The organism is Mitsuokella sp. AF33-22 (genome assembly GCF_003475755.1).
GTDB lineage: Bacteria > Bacillota > Negativicutes > Selenomonadales > Selenomonadaceae > Mitsuokella.
In genome coordinates this window covers 71,834-94,000 of sequence record NZ_QRQA01000004.1, presented here as the reverse complement: position 1 = coordinate 94,000, position 22,167 = coordinate 71,834, and the positions used below count along the sequence as shown (strand labels likewise).

Genomic DNA, 22,167 nt, shown 5'->3' with positions numbered 1-22,167 from the left:
ACGGATAGGTTCCGCTTTGTCCATAAAAAGCCGCAAGTTCAGCGTTTCGCACGGTGCACCTTGAGCACGAATTTCGGCAGCGCCATGAGGCGGCCGGCGCGCTTCGGCTGCAGCATGCCGCGGAAGAGCCACTCGAGCTTAGCCTTCTGCATCCAGCGCGGCGCGCGCTTCATGACGCCGGCCATGACGTCGAGCGTGCCGCCGACACCAATCGAGACGGGCACGCCGAGTTCCCGGCGGTACTTGTAGAGCCACTTCTCCTGCTTGGGCACGCCGAGTGCCACGAGCAGAAGATCCGGTTTTGCCGCCTGGATCTCTTTGATGATTTCCGGCTCGTCCTTTTCTGCGAAGAAGCCGTTGCGCGTGCCGACGATCTCGATGCCCGGATAGAGCGTCTCGGCCTTTTTCTTCGCGAGCTCCGCGACGCCGGGCGCCGAACCGAAGAAGAAGATGCGGCGCTTCTTCTCCGGCGCACGGCGCATGAGCTCCTGCGCGAGGTCGTATCCGGCCACGCGCTCCGGCATCTCATGGCCGAGGTGATGCGCGGCCCAGACCGTGCCCGCACCATCCGGCACGACGAGGGCGCAGTCGTTGAGTATATGCAGGAGTTCCCCATCGTGCGTCGCGCGCATGATCATCTCGGCATTGGCCGTCGCGACCATGACGCCGCTGCGCTCATCCATATACGTTTCCACCTGCCTGACGGCCTGCTGCATGGTGACAGGATCAACCTGCACGCCCAAGATATCGATTTTCTCTGGCACTTCGTAACCCTCCGTACATTCGCGGCGCGCGTCTTCCCCTCGGCGCACGCGCGCAGAATCTCTGTATTGTTTTCTGTAGTATTTATAGATTGTAGCATAAAAAACCAGAAGATGCAAAAGACCCGGGCAGCCTCTCATGCTGCCCGGGCCCTTACAGCCTGGAACCGGCGTATGCCTTATTCCTTATGCTCTTTGTTTTCCTTCTTCTTGACGGCCGTGCGGATGGAAAGCTCGCGCAGCTGCTTCTCGTCGACCGGCGACGGTGCGTTCGACATGACGTCGCGTGCGCTCTGCGTCTTCGGGAAGGCGATGACGTCGCGAATGGACTGGCGCTTCGCCATGAGCATGACGAGGCGGTCGAGGCCGAAGGCGAGGCCACCATGCGGCGGCGTGCCGTACTGGAAGGCATCCATCATGAAGCCGAACTTCGTATGAGCCTGCTCCGGCGTGAGGCCGAGGGACTCGAAGACCTTCTCCTGCAGGTCGGCGTTGTAGATGCGCAGCGAGCCGCCGCCGATCTCGACGCCGTTGAGGACCATGTCGTAGGCCTTGGCCTTGACATCGCCCATGCGGTCCGTGTTGAGGAGGCTGATATCTTCGTCGCGCGGAGCCGTGAACGGATGGTGCATGGCCTTGAAGCGCTTCTCCTCGTCACTCCACTCGTACATCGGGAAGTCGACGACCCAGAGGAAGCGGAGCTTGTCGGGATCAATGAGGCCGCGCTCCTTGCCCATCTCGAGGCGCAGCTGGCCGAGAGCCGTGTCGACGACGAGGCGCTTGTCGGCGACGACGAGCAGCAGGTCGCCCGTCTTGGCGCCCGTTGCCTCAGCGATCTTGGCGAACGTCTCGTCCTCATAGAACTTCTTGAACGGGCTCTTGATGCCGTCTGCCGTGTACTGGATCCAGGCAAGGCCTTTGGCACCGTAGATCTGGACGAACTTGACGAGGTCGTCGAGGCGGCGGCGCGGGATGTCAGCATAGCCGTCAACCTTGATGCACTTGACCATGCCGCCGTTCTCGATGACGGAATTGAACACCTTGAAGCTCGAGCCCTTGACGTACTCGGAGATGTCCATGAGCGGCATGTCGAAGCGCAGGTCCGGCTTGTCGGAACCGTACTTGTCCATGGCCGTATCCCACTCCATGCGCTCAAACGGCGTCGGGATGTCGGCACCGATGGCCTTCTTGAAGAGCTCCTTGATCATTTCTTCCATCATCGTCAGGATATCATCCTGGTCCATGAAGCTCATCTCGATATCGAGCTGCGTGAATTCCGGCTGGCGGTCAGCGCGCAGGTCCTCATCGCGGAAGCAGCGGACGATCTGGAAGTACTTCTCGAAGCCCGCGACCTGCAGCAGCTGCTTGAAGATCTGCGGGGACTGCGGCAGGGCGTAGAACTCGCCCGGGTTGACGCGGCTCGGCACGAGGAAGTCGCGCGCGCCTTCCGGCGTGCTCTTGCAGAGCATCGGCGTCTCGATTTCGAGGAAGCCGTGGTTGTCGAAGAAGTCGCGCATGATCTTCGTCACGCGGTGACGCAGGATGATGTTGTACTGCATCTCCGGGCGGCGCAGATCGAGATAGCGGTACTTCAGGCGGACCATCTCGTCGACGTCCACACCATCCTGGATGTAGAACGGCGGCGTCTTCGAGGTGTTGAGGATGCGCAGTTCGGCGCAGACGACCTCAATCTCGCCCGTCTCGATGTTCGGGTTGATCGTCTCCTCGCTGCGGGCGCGGATCTTGCCGCGTACCGCGATGCAGAACTCGTTGCGCAGGGACTCTGCCTTGTGGAACGTACCTTCGTTCATGGCAGCCTCGTCGAAGACGATCTGGACAAAGCCCGAACGGTCACGCATGTCGACGAAGATCAGTCCGCCGTGATCGCGACGACGGGAAACCCAGCCGCAGAGTACGACTTCCTGGCCGACTTCCGTCTTGCGAAGGGCACCGCAATGATGGGTGCGCTTCATACCTTGTAATGTTTCCATTAACCTTTCACCTCAGCACATAGCTTTTCTATAATAGCATCAAAGGAAACCTTCTGCTGTTCGCTCTTTTCCATATCCTTGAGCATCACGCAGGATTCCTTGACTTCATCTTCACCGATGATCAGCGCAAAGCGGGCATGTGCCTTGTTTGCCTGTTTCATCTGGGCCTTCATGCTGCGGCCGGCATAATCCATGCCAGCCTTGAGGCCCGCGCGGCGCAGCTCCGTCAGGAGCTTGAAGGCAGGCGCCTTGGCCGCATCGCCGAGTGCCACGACAAATGCATCCGTCTGCTTCGGCTGCTCGGGAATGAGCCCCTGCTTCTCGAGGGCCAGCAGCACGCGCTCGAGGCCTGTCGCAAAGCCGACGGCCGGCGTCGGCTTGCCGCCGATCTCCTCGATGAGGCCGTCGTAGCGTCCGCCGCCGGCAACGGCGCTCTGCGCGCCGAGCGGCGCATACTTGATCTCAAAGGCCGTCTTCGTATAGTAGTCGAGGCCGCGCACGAGACGCGGGTCGAGCTCAAACGCAATGCCCGCTTCCGTCAGGTACTCCTGCACCTTGTGGAAGTGCTCCTGGCACTCCTCGCAGAGGCAGTCCGTGATCTTCGGAGCGCCTGCCATGAAGGGCTTGTCAGCATCGGCCTTGCAGTCGAGGATGCGCAGCGGGCTGCGCTCGAAGCGGTCCTTGCAGTCGTCGCAGAGATCATCGAGCTTGTCGCGGAAGTAGTCCTGCAGGACCTTGCGGTACGTCGGGCGGCACTTCGGACAGCCGACGGAGTTGAGACTCAGCTTGAGATCCTTGAGCCCGAGGGACTGCAGGAAATCCACGGCCAGCATGATGACCTCGGCATCCGTCATCGGGTTCTCCTCGCCGAGCGATTCGACGCCGAACTGATGGAATTCGCGCATGCGGCCGGCCTGCGGGCGGTCGTAGCGGAACATCGAGCCGATGTAGAAGAGCTTGACGAGCGAGGAATCGCCGTAAAGCTTGTTCTGCAGGTAGGCGCGCACGGCCGAAGCCGTATTCTCCGGGCGCAGCGTGATGCTGCGTCCGCCGCGGTCCTCAAACGTGTACATTTCCTTGTCGACGACATCGGTTCCTTCGCCGATGCCGCGATGGAACAGCTCCGTATGCTCGAAAAGCGGCGTGCGGATTTCCTCGAATCCATAACGGCCGCAAATCTCACGGATTTTCTGTTCCACGTAATTCCATTCGCCGACGGTATCCGGCAGAATGTCCTTTGTTCCCCGAGGGGCATTGGTGAGCATGAATCTTCTCCCCCTGTTTCTTATTTTCCGCAGGCCTCTTCCAGGAGCTGCCTGCGTTTCTCTATGTAAATATCCACATCCCGCAGATACGTCGCGAGGTCCTTCGCATTGAACGAGGACTTCATGCGCTGTGCGCGGAAATCGACGACCTTCGTCGTGGCCGCCCCGCCGATGCCGAGGATGGTCTGATGCTCCTCCATAATCTGGATGTTGTACATGCCTTCCGCACCCGGACGGCAGCAGCCCACGTTCTCGAGGTCGCCGCTCATGTAGCCCTGGCGGTAAAGGTAATACGGCTTCATGCCGGCAGCTGCCACATAGGACATGGCGACTTCCGACATGCGGCGCGTCTCCTCGTCAGACGGCAGCTCCACGTGCTGCTCCTCCATGAGGCGCTTGAGGCGCGAGCCGCGCTTGAGCGCGAGCGCGTGCAGCGTGATGTCATCGGGCTCGAGCGCCACGACCTTCTCCATCGTATCGCGCACATCCTCAGCCGTCTCGCCCGGCAGCCCCAGGATGAGGTCCATGTTGATGTGCGGGATGCCCGCTTCGCGCAGGGCATGGAACATCGCGACGACATCTTCGGGCGTGTGCTGGCGGCCGATGCGTTTGAGCGTCCGCAGCTGCATGGTCTGCGGATTGACGCTGACGCGCGAGACACAGAGCCTCTTCATCGTCTCGATCTTCCCCGGCGTGATGCTGTCGGGACGGCCGGCCTCCACCGTGAACTCCACGGTATCGGGTCCATAAAAAGCATTATATACCATCTCGAGCATTTGAGCAAAAAATTCATCGGGCAGGCTCGTCGGCGTGCCGCCGCCGACGTAGATATTCTGCACGCGGAACCCGTAATGCGCGATGGCATCCCGGGCCGCCATGAGATCTTTCGTCAAGACGTTCATGAATTCCTGCAGTTTGCTTTCCCCGGGCAGGATGTTCGAGGGGAAGCTGCAGTAGAGGCAGCGCGTCAGGCAGAACGGGATGCCCACGTAGACGCTGACGGTCTTTTCATCGGAAGTCCTGAGGAACGGCAGCTGGCGGAAGGCCATCGGCGTGATGACGCGGGCCTTCTGTTCGCTGCAGGCATAATCTTCCTGGAGCCTTGCGACGATGGCTTCTTCCGCAAGGCCGCCGCGGATCCAGCGATGCACGATCTTCGTCGGGCGCACGCCGTGCAGGATGCCCCAGGGAGCTTCCGGCATGCCGAGTTCCTCGCGGAAGATGCGGTAGAGATTGAGCTTGATGAGGCGGTTGACGGCCGCCCCCTCGCGCTCGTCAGCCTTGCCCGTGCCGCGGCGCACGAAACGGCGCACATGGCCCTTCAAATCGAAGAGCAGGAGTTCGCTCTCGACCTGCGGCAGCCCCGTCCCCGTATCCGGCAGGCGGCGGTTGACAACGGAGAGCTGTGCGAAGTCCGCCTCGCCGCGCCGGCCGACGACCTCGACCTTGAAGAGCACGAGCACCTCGCGCACGATCTTGTCCGTGATCTCGCGCTTGTTGTTGAGTGTGAACGAATTAACCCTGAGCGTCATCCTGACACTCCTTGCAGAGGCCGAAGAACTTGACCTGATGATCGGAAATCTTGAAGCCGGATTTCTCCTGGATATCCTGCTCCAGCGGCTCCAGCAGATCGTCTTCGAACTCAATGACCTTGCCGCACTTCGTGCAGATCAGATGATGATGATGGTGCTGCGACGGGTCCGTCGTATTGACCTCGTAGCGGCTGCAGCCGTCGCCGAACTCCATCTTCTGCAGGATGCCGAGATCCGACAGCAGTTCCAGGCTGCGGTACACCGTCGCCAGGCCGATTTCCGACTTGTTGTCGCGCAGGATTCCGTGCACATCTTCTGCGCTCAGGTGTTCGCCCGGGTGATCAAGGAAAATCTGCAGCACGACCTGGCGCTGCGGCGTCATCTTATGCTGGCGTTCCTGCAGTTTCCGTTTTAAATCTTCCATGGTAAATGTACGTGGCATAGTAAGATCCTCTTTCCTCAATGATTTTATTGATTATCGATTATAAGTTGATTATAAATAAGCATCAAATGTATTCATTATAACAAAACCGAAGAGAAAATACAATCAAGGGCACGCGCTCAGTTCGAGGCATTGCGGCCCATGGCGCGCGTGACACTGTAGACATTCTTGAGGCGGCGCATCTTCGTCATGATCTGGGCGACCTGCGAGGCACTCTTGACATCGATGCCCATGACGACCGTCGACGTCTTGTTGTTGCGGTTCGGGTTCGCATTGACGCTGCGGATATTGAGTTTCATCTCCGACGGCACGGCCAGAAGCTCCGCGAGCGCACCGCTCTTGTCGTTGCAGACAATCTCGATCTCGACCGTGTAATCCTTGTCGAGGCCGATATCCCAGCTGACTTCGATGAGACGCGAGAGGTCGTTGTCGCGCAGGACATTCGGGCAGTCGGCACGGTGTACGGAGACGCCGCGGCCGCGCGTGATGAAGCCGACGATCTGATCGCCCGGGATCGGGTTGCAGCAGCGCGCGAGGCGCACGAGGAGGCCGCTTTCGCCCTCGACGAGCACGCCGTGGCTCGAACGGCTGCGCTTGCCGTTGTGCTGCGGGGTCTTGAGCTCCGAGAGCATCTTCGAGACGTCGGGCGGCGTCGCTTCCTTGAGATCCTTCTTGTAGAGCTCGATGAGCTTCGTCATGACGCTGCGCACCGTCAGCCCGCCGAAGCCGAGCGCGGCCAAAAGGTCATCCTCACTCTGGATGTTGAGCTTGTCGGCCACCTGCTGCAGGCGGCCTTCCTTCAGAAGCTGCTTCGGCGCATAGCCGAGATGCTTGGCCTCCTCCTTGATGAGTTCGAAACCGCGCTCGATGTTCTCCTCGCGCTTCTCCTTCTTGAACCACGAGCGGATCTTGCTGCGCGTCTCCGAGGAAGCGACGATGTTGAGCCAGTCGCGGCTCGGGCCGTTGTTGGCCTTGTTCGTGATGACCGAGACGATATCGCCGTTCTTGAGCTTGTACTCGAGCGGCACGAGCTTGCCGTTGACCTTGGCGCCGACACAGTGATGGCCGACTTCCGTGTGGATGCGGTAAGCAAAGTCAATCGGGATGGAGCCCTTCGGCAGATCGACGACATCGCCCTTCGGTGTGAAGACGAAAACCTCGTCGGAGAAGATATCGACTTTGAGGGCCTCGAAGTATTCCTTTGGGTCGCTGAGTTCCTGCTGCAGGCTGACCATCTGGCGCAGCCAGCTCATCTTCTGGTCGACGGCGCCCGTCGCCTTGGCTCCCTTGCCGGCCTCCTTGTACTTCCAGTGCGCCGCGACACCGTACTCCGACACCTGATGCATCGCGAACGTGCGGATCTGGATCTCAAGCGGATAGCCGCGCGTCATGACCGTCGTGTGCAGCGACTGATAGCCGTTCGATTTCGGCATGGCGATGTAATCCTTGAAGCGGCCCGGGATCGGCTTCCACATCGCATGGATGACGCCGAGCACGCCGTAGCAGTCCTTGACGGAATCGACGAGCACGCGCACGGCCGAAAGATCGTAGATCTCGCTGAGGTCCTTGTTGTCGCGCTTCATCTTCTTGTAGATGCTGTAGAAATGCTTGGCGCGGCCGCTGATGTCGGCCTTGATGTGCGCTTCCTCGAGCTTTTCCTGGATCTGCCGGATGGACGTCTCGATGAAGGACTGGCGCTCCTTGCGCTTCTGTTTGACGTTCTCGACGAGGTCGTAGTAGATCTCCGGCTCGAGATAGCGCAGGCAGAGATCCTCGAGCTCCCACTTGATGCTTGAGATGCCGAGGCGGTTCGCGAGCGGTGCGTAGATCTCAATCGTCTCGCGCGCGATGCGCTTCTGCTTGTCCTCGCGCATGTACTTGAGCGTGCGCATGTTATGCAGGCGGTCCGCCAGCTTGATCATGATGACGCGGATGTCCTTGGCCATCGCGAGGAACATCTTGCGGTAGCTCTCGAGCTGGGCCTCTTCCTTCGATTTGTACTGCAGGCGGCCGAGTTTGGTCACGCCATCGATGAGCATGGCCACTTCCTCGCCGAAGAGCTCCTTCATCTGGTCGAGCGTGTACGTCGTATCCTCGACGACATCGTGCAGGAGTGCCGCGCTGATGGTCACATCGTCGAGATGCAGCTCCGTCAGGATTTCCGCGACATGCAGCGGATGGATGATATAGGCTTCGCCCGAAACGCGCGTCTGCCCCTGATGGGCCTTCTGCGCGATCTCATAGGCCCTGCGGATGAGATCGAGGTTGGCCTTGGGCGAATACGCCCTGACGTTATCGATGATGGTGTCGATCGTCACCGGTTCTTTATCTTTATCGTTCATACGTCCCAACTCCTCATTGACGTGATGCTTCTTCTCTCAGCGATTCTCAAGGCCCCGCTCTCCCGCATAGCGGCGGAACGTCGGCGAGGCGGCAAGATCCATTTTCCCGGACGGCGGCGGCAGGTAGTAGCCCGTCTCCTCGAGGCTCTCGCGCACGAGCCCGAGTTCCTGGAAGACGCGCAGGCCCATCGCCATGGTGAAATACGCCATGGGCCGCATGAGGCGGTTGCAGGCCTCCGTGAGCCCGGCCGCCGTAAACGGGATGCTGCCCCTCTGCTGCTGGATGCCATACAGGAAGCGGTAGATATCCCGCAGCGTCTCCTTCCCCGGGAAGACCCTGCCGGACGCAGCGGGGCTGAGCTCCTCCACGAAGCACTGCACGCTGCGATTGCCGTTCCATTCATTGATGGCGGGCGCATAGACGAGGTCGCAGGGCTCCGCATTGACGACGCCCGCGAGCTCCGCCCGGTTCCACATGAGCCCCGTCACGCGGTGCTCGCGCGTGCCGAGCTGGAAGCGCAGGTGATTGCGCTCCCGCCCGATGGCCACGGCCTCCTCCGCGCGCACATCGCGGCATCCGAAGAGCGGCTTCGGGTTGCCCATGCCGTAAGGCTCGAGCTTCTCGAGCTCCTCCACCATCGGAATCGTGATGGCCTCAGGCGCCAGTTCAAATTCGACGGCGACCTTCGGCTGGTAATCGTCGGCCGTGAGATGCGCGGCCGCATAGGCACCAAAGGCCTCGCGGAAGGCCGGCAGTTCGCTTTCCTTGAGGGAAAGCCCCGCCGCCATCTCGTGGCCGCCGAACTGCAGCAGGTGCTCCCGGCAGGCGCGCAGGGCCTCAACCATGTGCAGCCCCTTGATGCTGCGGCACGAGCCCTTGCAGACGCCATCGTCCTGGATGGTCAGCACGATGGCGGGCTTGTAGTACTTGTCGACGAGGCGCGAGGCCGCGATGCCGATGACGCCGGGGTTCCACCCCCTGCCCGCCACGACGAGGGCCGGCAGTGAGAAGGGCTCCTCCGGCGCAAGCTTCTCCTCCGCCTTCTGCACGATGCCGCGCTCAAGCTCCTGGCGTTCCCGGTTCAGAAGATCGAGTTCTTCTGCGATGGGCGCCGCTTCCTCGCGGCTCCCGGCCGTCAGGAGTTTCACGCCCTGGCGGGCCGAGCGGATGCGCCCGGCTGCGTTGAGGCGCGGTGCGAGCATGAAGCCGACATGGCCGGCGTTCAGGTGCTTGCCCGTGAGATTCGCAACCTCGATCAGCGCGGCAAGCCCCGGCAGCGGCTCCTCTTCCATGCGGCGGAGGCCCTCCTTGACGATGCGGCGGTTCTCGCCGCGCAGGGAGACGAGATCGGCGACCGTGCCGAGCGCCGCGAGCTCGATGCCCCTCGCATCGCCATGCCCCCCGCGTCTCTGCCAGAGAGCCTGGCAGAGCTTGAAGGCCACGCCGACGCCCGCGAGCTCCTTGTCGGGATACGGACAGTCCGCACGGTGCGGGTTGAGGACAGCCACGGCCGGCGGGAGCTGCGCCCCCGGCAGGTGATGATCTGTCACGATGATGTCGAGCCTGCCCTGCATGGCCCCGACATCATCGACCGAGGCGATGCCGCAGTCCACCGTCACCAGAAGATCCGTCTTCCCCGCGAGCGTTTCGAGTGCCTGCCGGTTGAGGCCGTAGCCTTCCGTCAGGCGGTCCGGTATGTAAAAGTCGACCCGCGCACCCATGGCACGCAGGTTCAGCAGCATCAGCGACGTCGCCGTCATGCCGTCGACATCGTAATCGCCGTACACCGTGATGTGCTGGCCGTTATCGATTGCCTGCGTGAGGCGGGAGACCGCAACCTCCATATCCTTCATGAGGAACGGATCTTCAAAGGGCTGCGCCTCAGGGTGCAGGAAAGCCTCCGCCTCCTTCGCATCCCGTATGCCGCGATGCCAGAGGATCGTCGCCATCATCTCATCCTGCCCGATGGCCCTGGCGAACGAACCGAGATCCGGTATCGGCTCGTACATGTTCCACTGCTTGATCATAAAAACTCCCGTTACGATACATTCTTTATCTTTATGGTATTCGTTGTATCCATGTAAAATCCTATCAGTCCCATCAATATTAGCACAAAAAAAGAAGCCTGTCTAACAGAACAGGCTTCCAGGTGACAATCTTATCGCCTCAGGCATCTTCGCCAGGCATTTATTTGGCCGGTGCGGCCTTCGGCTGATGGCGTTTGCCCTCCGACCAGTTGCGGAATACGATCCAGAGCGGGCTCGCGATGAAGATCGACGAATAGCAGCCGACGCTGAAGCCAACGAGCAGCGCGAAAGCGAAATCCTTCGTCGTATCGCCGCCGAAGAAGTAGAGCGCGGCCGTCGTGAAGAGGACCGTGAAGACCGTGTAGAGGGAACGCGTCAGCGTCTGATAGATACTGCGGTTGACGAGTTCGTTGATGTCGCCGCCGCGGCGGAAATGCAGCTTGAGGTTCTCGCGGATGCGGTCGAAGATGACGATTGTATCGTTGATGGAATAACCGACGATCGTCAAAAGGGCCGCGATGAACGAGGAATCGATCTGGCGCTGCGTCAGCGAGAACACCGCAAGCACGATGAGGATATCGTGCACGAGGGCCAGCACAGCCGCGATGCCGAAGCGCAGCTCAAAGCGGTACGCCACGTAGAGGATGATGAGCACCCACGAGACGAGCAGGGCCAGCAGCGCATTCGTGATGAGCTCGCCGCCAATCGTCGCGCCGACCTTCTCCTCGCGCAGCACCTGGTAGTCGCCGACATCGCTCTTGAGCGTCGCCATGACTTCCTTGCGCTGATCCTCCTCGAGGTCCTTCGTGCGGATCATGACATTCTCTGACTCGTGGACATCGGACTGCGCGCCCGAGAGCTGGATGGTCGCATCGTCGAGATCGTACTTGCCGAGGCTCGTGCGGATGTCGGAGATGGCGACCGGCTGGTTGAACTTGAGATCGATGATGGTACCGCCCGTGAAGTCGATACCGAAATTGAAGCCGCGGACTGCCATGCAGATGAGTCCGGGGATGATGATCAGGGCGGAAATCAGGAACCAGATTTTCCGATGACCTGCTATATCGAATTTAGGCATCCTTCTTCACATCCTCCTTCTTCCAGAGCATGAAGCCCGTGACGCCGTAAGCGCCCGGCTTCTCAAAGAGCTTGGCATCGACCATGAGGCGCAGCATGTAATGCGTCAGCGTGATGGCCGTGAACATCGAGAGCACGGTGCCGAGGCCCAGCGTGATGGCAAAGCCGCGGATCGTACCCGTACCGAGGAAGAACAGCACGACAGCCGCGATGATCGTCGTGATATTCGAGTCGAAAATCGTCGTGAACGCGCGCTTGAAGCCCGATTCCATCGACATGCGCAGCGTCTTGCCCTGAATCTGGTACTCCTCCTTGAAGTGCTCGAAGATCAGGACGTTCGCATCGACGGCCATACCGATGGTCAGGATGATACCGGCGACGCCCGGCAGCGTCAGTGTTGCATCGAGCAGATACAAGAGGCCGAGCAGCATGATCGTGTAGGCCATCAGCGCGATGTCGGCGATAAAGCCCGACATGCGATAGAAGAAAATCATGAACAGGAGGACGGCGCCGAGGCCGACAGCAAAGGCGAATTCCGACTTGTCCTTGGAATCCTGGCCGAGCGTCGGGCCGACCGTGCGCGTCTCGATGATATTGACCTTTACCGGCAGAGCACCGCTCCTGAGTACGACGGCGAGGTTCTGAGCCTCTTCGAGCGTCTTCTGGCCTGTGATCTCAGCCTTGCCGCCGAGGATCGGCTCGCGGACGTTCGGAGCCGTCAGCACTTCGCCATCGAGCAGGATGGAAATCGTGCGGCCGACGTTCTTCGTCGTGAGGTCAGCGAATTTCTTCGCGCCTTCATCGGTGAATTCGAGGTTGACGACATTCTGGCCATTCTGCTGATTCGTCGCAGCCTGGGCATCCTTGAGGTCGGTACCCGTGAGCACCGTATTGCCGTCTTCATCCTTGAATTCGAGCATGGCCGTCTTGCCGATGATCTTGATGGCCGCATCCGGGTCCTTGACGCCCGGCAGCTCGATGATGACGCGGCGCTCGCCCTCACGCTGGATGATTGGCTCGGTGAGGCCCAGCGCGTTGACGCGCTTCTCCATGATCGTAACGACGCGGTTCATCGCGTCATCGTTGACTTTTGCTACATCTGTGTCCTCGGCCTCGAGCACGACGTGCGTGCCGCCCTGCAGGTCAAGGCCCTGGCGGATGGAATTCGCCAGCGGCTTCACCGCAACCAGGAAAATACCGATGATGGCCACGATGCAGATGATGAGTTTGATGAGACTGTTCTTTCTCAACGTTTCACAACCCTTTCCTTGTGGTCTTTTTTATGTATGAATCAAGATCCGGCGTGTTTCCGTCAGGATCAAATTGACCGTGGCATCATGCGCCTCCATGGGCACATCTGCCGTGACCTGGCCATCAAAGGTCAGCGCCGCCCGGAAAGCCTGCGGTGCCTTCTCCATGAGATAGCGGTCGTAATAGCCGCCGCCGAGGCCGAGCCGGTCCCCCTCAGGCGAGAAGGCCGCGCCGGGCACGACGACAAAGTCGATCTCGCCGGCGGGGATGATCTCCTGCCGGTCGGGCCGGACGGTCAGAATGCCGAACTTGCCCGGCACGAGGTCAGAAAGCTCCGGCAGGTTCACGGCCTCCATGAGGCCTTTGCCCGTAATGAGCGGCAGCGCCACGCGCTTGCCGTGGGAAAGGCAGTATGTGAGCAGCGCGCCGAGCTGCACCTCGTCCGGCATCGAAGCGTAGGCAAAAACGGTCTTCGCCTGTTGGAACGACGGCTCCTCATAAAGGCGCGCGAGGATGGCGGCGCTCTTTTCGGCCCGCGCGGCCGGCGCGAGCTGCCGGCGGAACGCCAGCATCTTTTGGCGCAGATCTTTCTTCAGGGACAGCATGGCCTCATGCGACAGCCCGTTCATTTCGCTTCCGTTTCCTCCGTGAGCACAGCGTTGATGCTCGCACGCGCCACTTCAATGACGACGCGGTCCGCAATCTTGAGCTTCAGCGACTTGTCCGACAGGGCCTCGATCGTGCCGTAGATGCCGCCGATCGTGACGACCTTGTCGCCCTTCTTGAGGCTGTCAAGCATGCTCATGCGCTTCTTCTGCTGATTCTTCTGCGGACGGTACAGCAGGAAGTAGAAGATTGCGATCATGACCACGATAGGGCCGACGGTTCCAAGCATTTCTGGACTCATGAAAAACACTCCTTTACATATATATGGAATACACTTCCAACGGATACAGGTTCAACGGTGCACGGGCAGGCTCACTGCTTGCCATGCATGACGTAATGGGCGAGGAATTCCTCGCGGAAGGCGCCGAAGCGGTCTTCGAGGATGGCCTGGCGCATGCGGCGCATGAATTCCTGCAGGAACCAGAGGTTGTGCAGCGACAGCAGGCGCAGGCCGAAGATCTCACCGGCACGCACGAGGTGACGGATGTAGGCGCGCGTGTAGCCGTTGCGGCACGCATAGCAGCCGCAGCCCTCCTCGAGCACGTGATGGTCGTGCGTGAACTGGGCATTCTTCATCACGAGGCGGCCCGTCCACGTCATCGCCATACCGTTGCGCGCGACACGCGTCGGGTAGACGCAGTCGAACATATCGATGCCGCGCTGCACGCCCTCGACGAGACAGTCCGGCGTGCCGACGCCCATGAGGTAGCGCGGTTTGTTCTCCGGCAGGAGCGACGTGGAATACTCGAGCATCTCGTACATGAGCTCCTTGGGCTCGCCGACAGAGAGGCCGCCGACTGCATAGCCCGGCAGGTCGAGTGCCACCGTCTCACGGGCACTCCACTCGCGCAGCTCCTTGTACATGCCGCCCTGCACGATGCCGAAGAGGCCCTGATTCGGGGCCGTCATCGCCTGCTTGCAGCGCTTGAGCCAGCGCAGCGTGCGCTCCGTCGACTGCTTGGCATACTGAAAATCCGCCGGATACGGCACGCATTCGTCAAAGGCCATGACGATATCGGAGCCAAGTGCCATCTGGACGTCCATCGAGACTTCCGGCGACAGGAATTTCTTCGAGCCGTCGATATGCGAGCGGAACGTCACGCCCTCCTCCGTGATCTTGCGCAAATCACCGAGGCTGAACACCTGGAAGCCGCCGCTGTCCGTCAGGATGGCGCGGTCCCAGTGCATGAACTTGTGCAGGCCGCCGGCCTCACGCACGAGGTCCATGCCCGGGCGCAGGAAGAGATGATACGTATTCGACAGGATGATGCCCGCGCCGAGATCCTTGAGCTCATCGGGCGAGACTCCCTTGACCGAGGCCTGTGTGCCCACGGGCATGAAGATTGGCGTGGGGAAGCTGCCGTGCGGCGTATGGATGATGCCGGCACGGGCTCCCGTGGCGGCATCTTTTTTGACTAATTCATAAGTGATCGCAGTCAAACAAAACCCTCAACTTTCTTGTTTTTTGGCGACTGTGCTGGTTGTCACGGCTGGCGGCGGGAGGAAAGCTCCCGGCGCAGGGCGTCGAGCATGCACGCAAGGTCAGGCTCCTGCCCGGTCCAGCGCGCAAAGGCAGCCGCGCCCTGCCCGACGAGCATTTCCTCGCCGTTCAGGATGGTGTGGCCGTGCACCGCGGCCTCCCGCAGGAAGCGCGTGTGCGCCGGCGTGTAGATGATGTCATAGACGAAGGCCGAGGCCTTGAGATCCTGCCAGACGACAGGCGGCATGCCTTCGGTATGCGGCGTCATGCCGAGCGGTGTCGTGTTGACGAGCAGATCCGTCTCGCCGAGCTCCGCGCGGAATGCCTCATCCTCCCAGTGATAGACGCGCAGGACTCCGTACGGCGCAAACTCGCGGACGAGGGGTTCCGCCTTGTGCGGATTGCGCACGCCGATGGCAATCGACGAAACGCCCTCGCGCAGGAGGCCCCAGATGACAGCGCGCGCAGCGCCGCCCGCACCCAAAAGAGCCGCCTGCTTCCCGCGCAGGACGACATGCCTGCGCTGAAGCGGCATGAGGAAGCCCGTGACATCGGTATTATAGCCGAGCAGCCGCCCGTCCTTCCGGACCACGGTATTCACGGCCCCGATGATGCGCGCGTCCTCGTCGATCTCGTCGAGCAGCGGCATGATGGCCTGCTTGTGCGGAATCGTCACATTCCAGCCGGCAAAGCCCATCGCCCGTAGTCCCTCGACAGCCGTCCGAAGCTTTTCCGGTGGCACGGGCAGTGCCACATAGACGTAGTCGAGGCCCGCCCTTTCAAGGGCTGCATTCTGCAGCACCGGCGACAGGGAATGGCGGATTGGCCAGCCCATGACGCCGAGATTCTGCGTCGTTCCCGTAAGCTTCTGGCTCATGCTTTCACCTCAGTTCCTCACGCATGCTCGCGGCGCGTCTTCGTCAGAAGATCCATCTTGAGCTCGTAGTAATCCGGCGTCATGTCGAGATAATGGCGATGCGGATTCTCGAAACGCTGCTCCTCTTCCCAGATCTCGTTGTCAAGCTGCTCTTTGACGTAGTCGCGGATCTCGTCGAGGGCCGGCAGCTCTTCCGTGCGCTTGCCCTGACGAACGTAGCACTTGCGCAGGTTCTTGAACGTGCAGTTCTCGAACGAACGGTTCTTCCACGGCTTCTGCGGGTCGACGTAGCGCACGGGCTGCTTCATATCGAAGAGCTCGCCGCAGATGGCCAGAAGATCGGCCACGGCATGCCCGTTCTCATCGTAGACGCGGTAGAGATCCTTGAGGCCCGGATTCGTGATTTTCTCGACATTCTCCGAAACCTTGATGCGCGGAGCGAACTCGCCGTTCTCGCCGACGGCCGCCAGCTTGTAGACGGCGCCGAAGACCGGCTCGGACTTCGCCGTGATCAGGCGCTCGCCGATGCCGAACGCATCGATGCAGGCCCCCTGCGAGAGCAGCGACGATACCGTGAATTCATCGAGGCTGTTCGACACGACGATCTTGCAGTCGGGAAGCCCCGCCGCATCGAGCATCTTGCGCACGCGCTTCGAGAGGTACGCGAGGTCGCCCGAATCGATGCGGATGCCCATGAGACGCTTGCCCATCGGCTCGAGCACCTCATGTGCCACGCGGATGGCGTTGGGGATGCCGGAATGGATGACATCATACGTATCGACGAGCAGAACCGTCGCATCCGGATACGTCTCGGCGTACTTCTTGAAGGCTTCGTACTCATCGCCGTAGAACATGACCCAGCTGTGCGCCATCGTGCCCGAGATGGGGATGCCGAACATCTGGCCGGCCGAGCACGTTGCCGTGCCGACGACGCCGCCGATATAGGCGGCGCGGGCGCCGTACGTCGCCGCATCCATATTGTGCGCGCGGCGTGCGCCGAAATCCGAGACGGCGCGGCCGTCAGCGGCCCGGCAGATGCGGCGGGCCTTCGTCGCGATCAGCGACTGATGGTTGATCTGTGCCAGGATGGCCGTCTCGACGAGCTGCGCATCGATGAGCGGTGCGACAACTGTCAGGATTGGCTCATTCGGGTACATGACCGTGCCCTCGGGCAGCGCGTAGATATCGCCCTTGAAGCGGAAATCCGCCAGATAGGCGAGGAACTCCTCGGAGAAGATTCCCTGCTGACGGAAGTACTCCACATCCTCCTTCATGAACTCCATGTTTTCCACATACTCGATGACCTGCTCGAGGCCGGCAAAGATGGCAAAGCCGCCCTCATCCGGATTTGCCCGATAGAAGACATCGAAAGCCACCTGCACGTCCTTGTCATGGTCTTTGAAATAACCATTGGCCATGGTCATCTCATAAAAGTCCATCATCATCGTGATATTGCGCTTGTCAAACTGCGTCATGACGCCAACCCCTTCATCCTGCGGTTTCCCGCAACAACATAGCTTTATCGCTTTCTATAAATTATGCATACACTCGATTATAACACATATCCGGGTATCTTGACACTCCCCGCCTCCAAATACGGCCAGATTCTTGCGATATCCCACAAAAACCTCCTGCAAAAGCACAGGTATCCGGCCCGAAAACAGAACATCCATAAAAAAACGGCGCGATGCCGCTGCACCGTGCCGTTCCCTGCTTCAGTTTTCCTGCCGGCATGCATCAATAGCCGAGCTCGCGCTTGACCTCATGTGCCAGCGGCTCATGCTTGATGAAATGGACGAAGTCCTCGCAGAACATCGCCACGCTCTTGTCGCGCGTGTAGGCCAGCGTCATCTTGCCCGAGCAGTGCGGCGTCAATATGACGTTCTTGGCCGTCCAGAGCGGATCGCCCTCGGGGATGGGTTCCTTGGCCATGACATCGAGCGCTGCGCCCGCGAGCTCGTCGTGATTGAGCGCCTCGACGAGCGCCGCCTGATCGATGGAGTTGCCACGGCCCACGTTGATGACGAAGGCATCCTTCGGCAGCATGGCCAGGCGCTCCCGGGAGAGGAGGTTCGTCGTCTCGCGCGTGCCCGGCAGGCAGAGCACGAGGATATCCGTTGCCGGCAGGTACTCCGTGAGATGCGACTGGTCGGCCACCTCGTCGTAGACGGCGCTGCGCTTGCGGCCGCTGCGGTTGATACCGACGATGCGCGCGGGCTGGAAGGACTGGATGCGCTCGGCATAGCGCGTGCCGATATCGCCCGTCCCGACGATCGTCACGCGGCTGTCCTTGATGGAACGCAGCGGCAGATTGTTCTGCCACTCGTGGCGGCGGATGATTTCCGCATACTCCGGATACCGGCGCACGAGCATCAGCGTCACCATGACGAGATGCTCCGCGATTGTCACGCCGTAGGCACCGGAGGAATTCGAGAGCAGGCAGCCCTCCGGCAAAACACCCGGGCGCAGCACGGGATCGACGCCCGCCGACACACTGCAGAACCACTTGAGATGTGGCGCGGCCTGCGCGAGCTTATGCCCGCCGCCCGTCGCCGCCGCATACAGGATATCGACATCCGCCATCTGCGGCAGGGCTTCGTCCTGCGACGTGAAGAATTTCACTTTCGCATCGTGCTCCGCCGCCAGTGCGGCAATCTGCTCGCGATGCGCTTCATTCATGAACGAATTGACTACAGCAATCGTAAACTGTTCCATATGAAGGGCCCCCTATCGTTTTTGCGTCAAACATCAAGATTCGAAAAGCCGGATTGGTTTTTCCAGATAGATATTTCGTCAAACCACCGCCAGAAGCCTTTTTTGAACGAAAAAATATGTTACAGTTTTACATACAGTCCCGGGCCATTGCCAAACAAAACATTCCGCGCTATACTAAGGGCATCGATGCAAAATATGAGCAGAGTAAGTGCCTGCGCGTCAAGTGCCGGATGTACGGGGAGTTGACATCCGGACGAAAGCCCCAGAGGCTGCGGTGCAGGCATTGCATCCCGCTGCTGCAGGCACGGAAGGCTTTCCTTGTTGCAGCAACGCTGCAACCCATTGCTACTTGTCACACACTCGTCACACAATGGAAAGGAAGGTCTTTTTTCATGTCCAGATTCTCCGTCAAGCCCCTCGTTTACGCCGGCGTCTCCGTAGCGCTGGCCGTGCTTCTCTCCTACGTCTTCGCGGTCCAGACCGTCTTCGTGCGCATCACCTTCGGCTTCCTGCCGATCGCGATCTACGGCGCGATGTACGGCCCCATGAAGGCGGGGCTCGTCGCAGCGGCCGCCGACTTCATCGGCACGGCCCTGCTCGGCACGAGTATTTTCTTCCCGGGCTTCCTCGTCTCAGGATTTCTCACTGGCTACATCTACGGCTGGTTCTTCTACCGCAGGCGTGTCACGCTGCTGCGCGCCTGCATCCCCTTCTTCCTCGTCATGGTCTTCATCCACCTGGGCCTCAACACGCTCTGGCTGACCATCTTCTACCATAAGGCAGCCTCCGCCATCTTCTTGAGCCGCCTCATCAAGAATCTCCTCTGCTATCCCATGGAGGTCGGCCTCTTTCTCATGGTCTACCGTCCCCTGCTGCGCTTCCTGCCCGAGCAGTTCCCGCAGCCGCAGGCCGAAAAGTCCGCTTCCTCCGCGGCAGCCTGACAACAGCAAACAGCAAACTCCCGCTGCACAATCCGAAAATTCTCCGAAAACCGGCATCGCCCGGACAGCCACGCCCTTTCCCGCTGAAAAGCCAGTACATGGAGAGGGCGTTTTTTATTACTCTCTATATGCTTTCATCGTACTTTTCCGAGATTTTTCGCGATATGTCTCTTGTATAAAAATTTATGTATTTTATTCCCGTTCAATGTTTACATTTAAAGTGTAAGTGCTATAATACAAAACAATCTTTCCTATTTTTCATCATGCATTTATTTTTAGAAGGGACGTATGTATTATGGAGCAAAAGAACCCGCTCAAGATACCAAAAATCCTTTGGTTCCAGCTGTTCCTGCTGGCAATCGGCTATGCCTTCTACTCGGCCAACCGCCTTTCCTTCGGCGTCGGCCTCAAGGCAGTCGCAGCCTCGCTTTCTCTGACCGCCGTACAGCTCGGAACGATTGGCACCATCTTTACGCTCGGCCAGGCACTCATCGATATTCCGGCCGGTTATCTCGCTGACCGCTTCGGCCGCAAGCGCATGCTGATTTTCGGCATGGTCGGCCTCGGCTGCATGACCGCCTGCGTCACGACCTCCGCAAGCTTCGCCGGCGCAGCCTTCTGGCGCGTCTGCTTCGGCATTTTTGAAGGCTGCTGGAACATCGTCATGTACTCCGTCGCCGGCTCCATTTTCCCAGCGGCACGCGCCATGCTCAACGGCCTCATGATGACCTTCTACTCCATCGGCGCCTACGTCGGCCCGACGTATTACGGCTGGAGCCTTGAGCGCACGGGCGACTGGAGCATCGGCCTGACGCACATGGGCCTCGTCACCGTCATCTTCGGCCTGCTGCTGATCTTCGGCTTCAAGAAGAAATACACGGATACCTCGACGGACATCAAGCGCATCCATCTCATCGAAGCCATCCGCACCGTCGGCTTCAACAAAGTCGTCTGGCTCGGCGTCCTCATCCAGATTCTCAACATCATCCCGTACTGGGGCTTTGCCTCGATGGGCCCGTACCTCTTCATGACGTACAAGGGCTTCAGCCCGACAGAAGCCGGCTCCTTCTTCGGTGCCATCTACGGCATCGGCGGACTCAGCGGCGTCATCCTCGGCTTCTTCGCCGACCGCTTCGGCCGCAAGCCGACCATCATCTTCCTCTCGGGACTCAACGCCCTCTGCGCCTTCCTGATTTTCCACGTCATCCCGCAGACCTCCGCCGTCCTCTACATCGTCGGCGGCCTCATGGGCATCGGCCTGCATGCCATCTACGTGCTTGGCTACACGATCGCCCAGGACGGCGTCAGCACGAGCCAGATTGGCCTCGCGACCGGCATCGTCGGCGCTTCGAGCTACTTCCTCTCGTTCTTCTCGGGCCCGCTCATGGGCTTCCTGACGACGACACTCGGCCATGTCGCCGCCCTCGACATCATCGTCGTGGCCTTTGAATTCTGCCTCTTCATCGTTGCCCTGCTCATGAAGGAAACGCAGAATCATCACACCGAGGCATAAACAAACAAACGCAGATTGGTGCACAAAAGCCCGTTCCATTCACTGCTCCGTGGCAGCCGGATGGAACGGGCTTTTTTTACTGCGGATAGACCTGCTCGAAATCCGCCACGATCTGCTGCAGCGGAGCTGGCAGCCGCTGCATGGCCGCTTCGCGCAGCGCCTGCGGGATTCCGTAGTACGCCTCGGCAATGCTGCCGGCAATGGCCGCGATCGTATCGCTGTCGCCGCCGATTGAAATGGCATTGCGGATTGCATCCTCAAAATCCCGCGAGGAAAGGAATGCCACGAGCGCCTGCGGCACCGACTTCTGGCAGGCCGAGCTGAATTCATACGTCGGCCGAATCTCATCGAGCGTGAAATCCAGCCGATAATAGCGCGCTTCCGCAAACTCGCGCAACTCGTCCATCTTCATGCCCTGACGCGCATGGTAGATGAGGACGGACACGGCCTCCGCGCCCCTGAGGCCCTCCGGATGGTTGTGCGTGACGGCCGTCACCGCGAGCGCGAGCGACTTCGCCTCTTCCTCCGAACGCGCCGCAAAGCCCGCCGGACTCACGCGCATGGCTGAGCCATTGCCAAAGCTGTGATAAGGCTCCGGATGCTCCGCTGCCAGCCACTGCCGGAAGCCCCGGCCATAGCCCGCATGCGGATACCTGCGCCCGAGCTCCTGCATCGCTCGCACCGCCTGTTCCGGCAGGTCCTCATACCCCGGCCGCGCCGCCAGGATGGCCTTCGCCACCGCCAGCGTCATGATGCTGTCATCCGTCGGCCGGCACTTCTCATCAAAGAGCGCAAACTCCTTCGACCGGCAATTGTGCCACTCAAACCGCGACCCGATGATATCGCCAACAATCGCACCGAACATAAGAGATTCCCCCTTTGCCGAGTATCCAGACTTCATCTTCCAATTCCATGACGAAACAGCCGCCATGCTTCTCAACGCTTGGCTGCTCTCCTAGACAGCCACTTTACCGCATAGGAGCAGGAAGCCGTCACCGTCTTTCCGTTCCGCTCGATGGCAGCCACGGCCAGTGTCATCAACTTCCCCGCAATGCCCTGCCCGCGCAGACGGTCATCGACATACGTATGCATGATCTCACAAACACCGGGACGGACCTCGGGAAATACAATTTCTGCTACCACTTTACCCGTGTCATCTTCCGCGTAAATCCGCCCGGATTCCTCGCGGAACAACATGTTTGCTGCCATTTCGCCACCATCCTTTTCTGAAGCTCTATTTTCTTGTCTAATGATACTACAAAAATCTGCAAAGAGAAAGGATGCCC

Annotated in this window: 19 protein-coding genes and 1 riboswitch; of the genes, 2 read left to right on the top strand and 17 right to left on the bottom strand. The window is 60.2% G+C overall.

What is annotated here, in order from left to right:
* Window positions 1–38 precede the first annotated feature (38 nt).
* The 15 genes from DWZ54_RS03590 to DWZ54_RS03520 form a co-directional block, all read right to left on the bottom strand.
* Window positions 39–716, bottom strand: coding sequence for a WecB/TagA/CpsF family glycosyltransferase (locus DWZ54_RS03590; RefSeq protein ID WP_118474609.1), 678 nt, complete (start codon window positions 714–716; stop codon window positions 39–41).
* Window positions 717–940: 224 nt separating this feature from the next.
* On the bottom strand, window positions 941–2,752 hold the full coding sequence (gene aspS / locus DWZ54_RS03585; protein ID WP_118014332.1) for an aspartate--tRNA ligase: 1,812 nt from the start codon (window positions 2,750–2,752) through the stop codon (window positions 941–943).
* On the bottom strand, window positions 2,752–4,017 hold the full coding sequence (gene hisS, locus DWZ54_RS03580) for a histidine--tRNA ligase (RefSeq protein WP_118474538.1): 1,266 nt from the start codon (window positions 4,015–4,017) through the stop codon (window positions 2,752–2,754). The genes aspS and hisS overlap by 1 nt, the downstream gene beginning before the upstream one ends.
* Window positions 4,018–4,037: 20 nt before the next feature.
* Window positions 4,038–5,549, bottom strand: a complete 1,512-nt coding sequence (gene hemZ, locus DWZ54_RS03575; RefSeq protein WP_118474537.1) for a coproporphyrinogen dehydrogenase HemZ — start codon at window positions 5,547–5,549, stop codon at window positions 4,038–4,040.
* Window positions 5,533–5,991 carry a Fur family transcriptional regulator gene (locus tag DWZ54_RS03570; protein WP_118014338.1) on the bottom strand — a complete coding sequence of 153 codons (459 nt, stop codon included), beginning with the start codon at window positions 5,989–5,991 and terminating at the stop codon, window positions 5,533–5,535. Before DWZ54_RS03570 ends, hemZ begins: the two co-directional genes overlap by 17 nt.
* Before the next feature lie 119 nt (window positions 5,992–6,110).
* The gene (locus DWZ54_RS03565; protein WP_118474536.1) at window positions 6,111–8,333 is read right to left on the bottom strand and encodes a bifunctional (p)ppGpp synthetase/guanosine-3',5'-bis(diphosphate) 3'-pyrophosphohydrolase; all 2,223 of its coding nucleotides are present in this window, start codon (window positions 8,331–8,333) and stop codon (window positions 6,111–6,113) included.
* Window positions 8,334–8,369: 36 nt separating this feature from the next.
* The gene (gene recJ, locus DWZ54_RS03560; protein ID WP_118474535.1) at window positions 8,370–10,361 is read right to left on the bottom strand and encodes a single-stranded-DNA-specific exonuclease RecJ; all 1,992 of its coding nucleotides are present in this window, start codon (window positions 10,359–10,361) and stop codon (window positions 8,370–8,372) included.
* A 160-nt stretch (window positions 10,362–10,521) separates the two neighbouring features.
* Window positions 10,522–11,439: a protein translocase subunit SecF gene (gene secF, locus DWZ54_RS03555; protein WP_118474534.1), complete on the bottom strand. Its 918-nt coding sequence runs from the start codon at window positions 11,437–11,439 to the stop codon at window positions 10,522–10,524.
* The gene (gene secD, locus DWZ54_RS03550) at window positions 11,432–12,688 is read right to left on the bottom strand and encodes a protein translocase subunit SecD (protein WP_370245730.1); all 1,257 of its coding nucleotides are present in this window, start codon (window positions 12,686–12,688) and stop codon (window positions 11,432–11,434) included. The genes secF and secD overlap by 8 nt, the downstream gene beginning before the upstream one ends.
* Window positions 12,689–12,718: 30 nt before the next feature.
* A complete protein-coding gene (locus tag DWZ54_RS03545; RefSeq protein WP_233541604.1) occupies window positions 12,719–13,318 on the bottom strand; it encodes a 5-formyltetrahydrofolate cyclo-ligase in 600 nt (199 codons plus the stop codon).
* On the bottom strand, window positions 13,315–13,596 hold the full coding sequence (gene yajC / locus DWZ54_RS03540; RefSeq protein ID WP_118474533.1) for a preprotein translocase subunit YajC: 282 nt from the start codon (window positions 13,594–13,596) through the stop codon (window positions 13,315–13,317). Before yajC ends, DWZ54_RS03545 begins: the two co-directional genes overlap by 4 nt.
* Window positions 13,597–13,667: 71 nt before the next feature.
* Window positions 13,668–14,795: a tRNA guanosine(34) transglycosylase Tgt gene (gene tgt, locus DWZ54_RS03535; RefSeq protein WP_118474532.1), complete on the bottom strand. Its 1,128-nt coding sequence runs from the start codon at window positions 14,793–14,795 to the stop codon at window positions 13,668–13,670.
* 44 nt (window positions 14,796–14,839) lie between these two features.
* The gene (locus DWZ54_RS03530; protein WP_118474531.1) at window positions 14,840–15,712 is read right to left on the bottom strand and encodes a shikimate dehydrogenase; all 873 of its coding nucleotides are present in this window, start codon (window positions 15,710–15,712) and stop codon (window positions 14,840–14,842) included.
* Between the two features lie 17 nt (window positions 15,713–15,729).
* Window positions 15,730–17,187 carry a nicotinate phosphoribosyltransferase gene (locus DWZ54_RS03525; protein WP_118474530.1) on the bottom strand — a complete coding sequence of 486 codons (1,458 nt, stop codon included), beginning with the start codon at window positions 17,185–17,187 and terminating at the stop codon, window positions 15,730–15,732.
* 262 nt (window positions 17,188–17,449) lie between these two features.
* Complete coding sequence (locus DWZ54_RS03520; RefSeq protein WP_118474529.1) at window positions 17,450–18,427, bottom strand: D-2-hydroxyacid dehydrogenase; 978 nt, start codon at window positions 18,425–18,427, stop codon at window positions 17,450–17,452.
* A gap of 198 nt (window positions 18,428–18,625) precedes the next feature.
* Window positions 18,626–18,725: riboswitch (THF riboswitch) on the top strand.
* Between the two features lie 94 nt (window positions 18,726–18,819).
* On the opposite strand from DWZ54_RS03520, the gene DWZ54_RS03515 reads away from it, so the two are divergent.
* Together DWZ54_RS03515 and DWZ54_RS03510 are read left to right on the top strand one after the other, a co-directional pair.
* Window positions 18,820–19,368, top strand: coding sequence for a folate family ECF transporter S component (locus DWZ54_RS03515; protein ID WP_118474528.1), 549 nt, complete (start codon window positions 18,820–18,822; stop codon window positions 19,366–19,368).
* 295 nt (window positions 19,369–19,663) lie between these two features.
* Window positions 19,664–20,881 (top strand): MFS transporter, encoded by a 1,218-nt coding sequence (locus DWZ54_RS03510; RefSeq protein WP_118474527.1) that lies wholly within the window; start codon window positions 19,664–19,666, stop codon window positions 20,879–20,881.
* Window positions 20,882–20,957: 76 nt separating this feature from the next.
* On the opposite strand, the gene DWZ54_RS03505 is transcribed toward DWZ54_RS03510, so the two are convergent.
* A complete protein-coding gene (locus DWZ54_RS03505; RefSeq protein ID WP_118474526.1) occupies window positions 20,958–21,746 on the bottom strand; it encodes an ADP-ribosylglycohydrolase family protein in 789 nt (262 codons plus the stop codon).
* Window positions 21,747–21,817: 71 nt separating this feature from the next.
* Window positions 21,818–22,090 (bottom strand): GNAT family N-acetyltransferase, encoded by a 273-nt coding sequence (locus tag DWZ54_RS03500; protein ID WP_233541603.1) that lies wholly within the window; start codon window positions 22,088–22,090, stop codon window positions 21,818–21,820.
* Window positions 22,091–22,167 lie beyond the last annotated feature (77 nt).

What these genes read in the sequence shown, in the direction of transcription:
- DWZ54_RS03590 (WP_118474609.1), bottom strand. Translation starts at nt 716, where the DNA reads ATGCAGCAGGCCGTCAGGCAGGTGGAAACGTATATGGATGAGCGCAGC.
- aspS (WP_118014332.1), bottom strand. Translation starts at nt 2,752, where the DNA reads ATGGAAACATTACAAGGTATGAAGCGCACCCATCATTGCGGTGCCCTT.
- hisS (WP_118474538.1), bottom strand. Translation starts at nt 4,017, where the DNA reads ATGCTCACCAATGCCCCTCGGGGAACAAAGGACATTCTGCCGGATACC.
- hemZ (WP_118474537.1), bottom strand. Translation starts at nt 5,549, where the DNA reads ATGACGCTCAGGGTTAATTCGTTCACACTCAACAACAAGCGCGAGATC.
- DWZ54_RS03570 (WP_118014338.1), bottom strand. Translation starts at nt 5,991, where the DNA reads ATGCCACGTACATTTACCATGGAAGATTTAAAACGGAAACTGCAGGAA.
- DWZ54_RS03565 (WP_118474536.1), bottom strand. Translation starts at nt 8,333, where the DNA reads ATGAACGATAAAGATAAAGAACCGGTGACGATCGACACCATCATCGAT.
- recJ (WP_118474535.1), bottom strand. Translation starts at nt 10,361, where the DNA reads ATGATCAAGCAGTGGAACATGTACGAGCCGATACCGGATCTCGGTTCG.
- secF (WP_118474534.1), bottom strand. Translation starts at nt 11,439, where the DNA reads ATGCCTAAATTCGATATAGCAGGTCATCGGAAAATCTGGTTCCTGATT.
- DWZ54_RS03545 (WP_233541604.1), bottom strand. Translation starts at nt 13,318, where the DNA reads ATGAACGGGCTGTCGCATGAGGCCATGCTGTCCCTGAAGAAAGATCTG.
- yajC (WP_118474533.1), bottom strand. Translation starts at nt 13,596, where the DNA reads ATGAGTCCAGAAATGCTTGGAACCGTCGGCCCTATCGTGGTCATGATC.
- DWZ54_RS03530 (WP_118474531.1), bottom strand. Translation starts at nt 15,712, where the DNA reads ATGAGCCAGAAGCTTACGGGAACGACGCAGAATCTCGGCGTCATGGGC.
- DWZ54_RS03525 (WP_118474530.1), bottom strand. Translation starts at nt 17,187, where the DNA reads ATGACGCAGTTTGACAAGCGCAATATCACGATGATGATGGACTTTTAT.
- DWZ54_RS03520 (WP_118474529.1), bottom strand. Translation starts at nt 18,427, where the DNA reads ATGGAACAGTTTACGATTGCTGTAGTCAATTCGTTCATGAATGAAGCG.
- DWZ54_RS03515 (WP_118474528.1), top strand. Translation starts at nt 18,820, where the DNA reads ATGTCCAGATTCTCCGTCAAGCCCCTCGTTTACGCCGGCGTCTCCGTA.
- DWZ54_RS03510 (WP_118474527.1), top strand. Translation starts at nt 19,664, where the DNA reads ATGGAGCAAAAGAACCCGCTCAAGATACCAAAAATCCTTTGGTTCCAG.
- DWZ54_RS03505 (WP_118474526.1), bottom strand. Translation starts at nt 21,746, where the DNA reads ATGTTCGGTGCGATTGTTGGCGATATCATCGGGTCGCGGTTTGAGTGG.
- DWZ54_RS03500 (WP_233541603.1), bottom strand. Translation starts at nt 22,090, where the DNA reads ATGGCAGCAAACATGTTGTTCCGCGAGGAATCCGGGCGGATTTACGCG.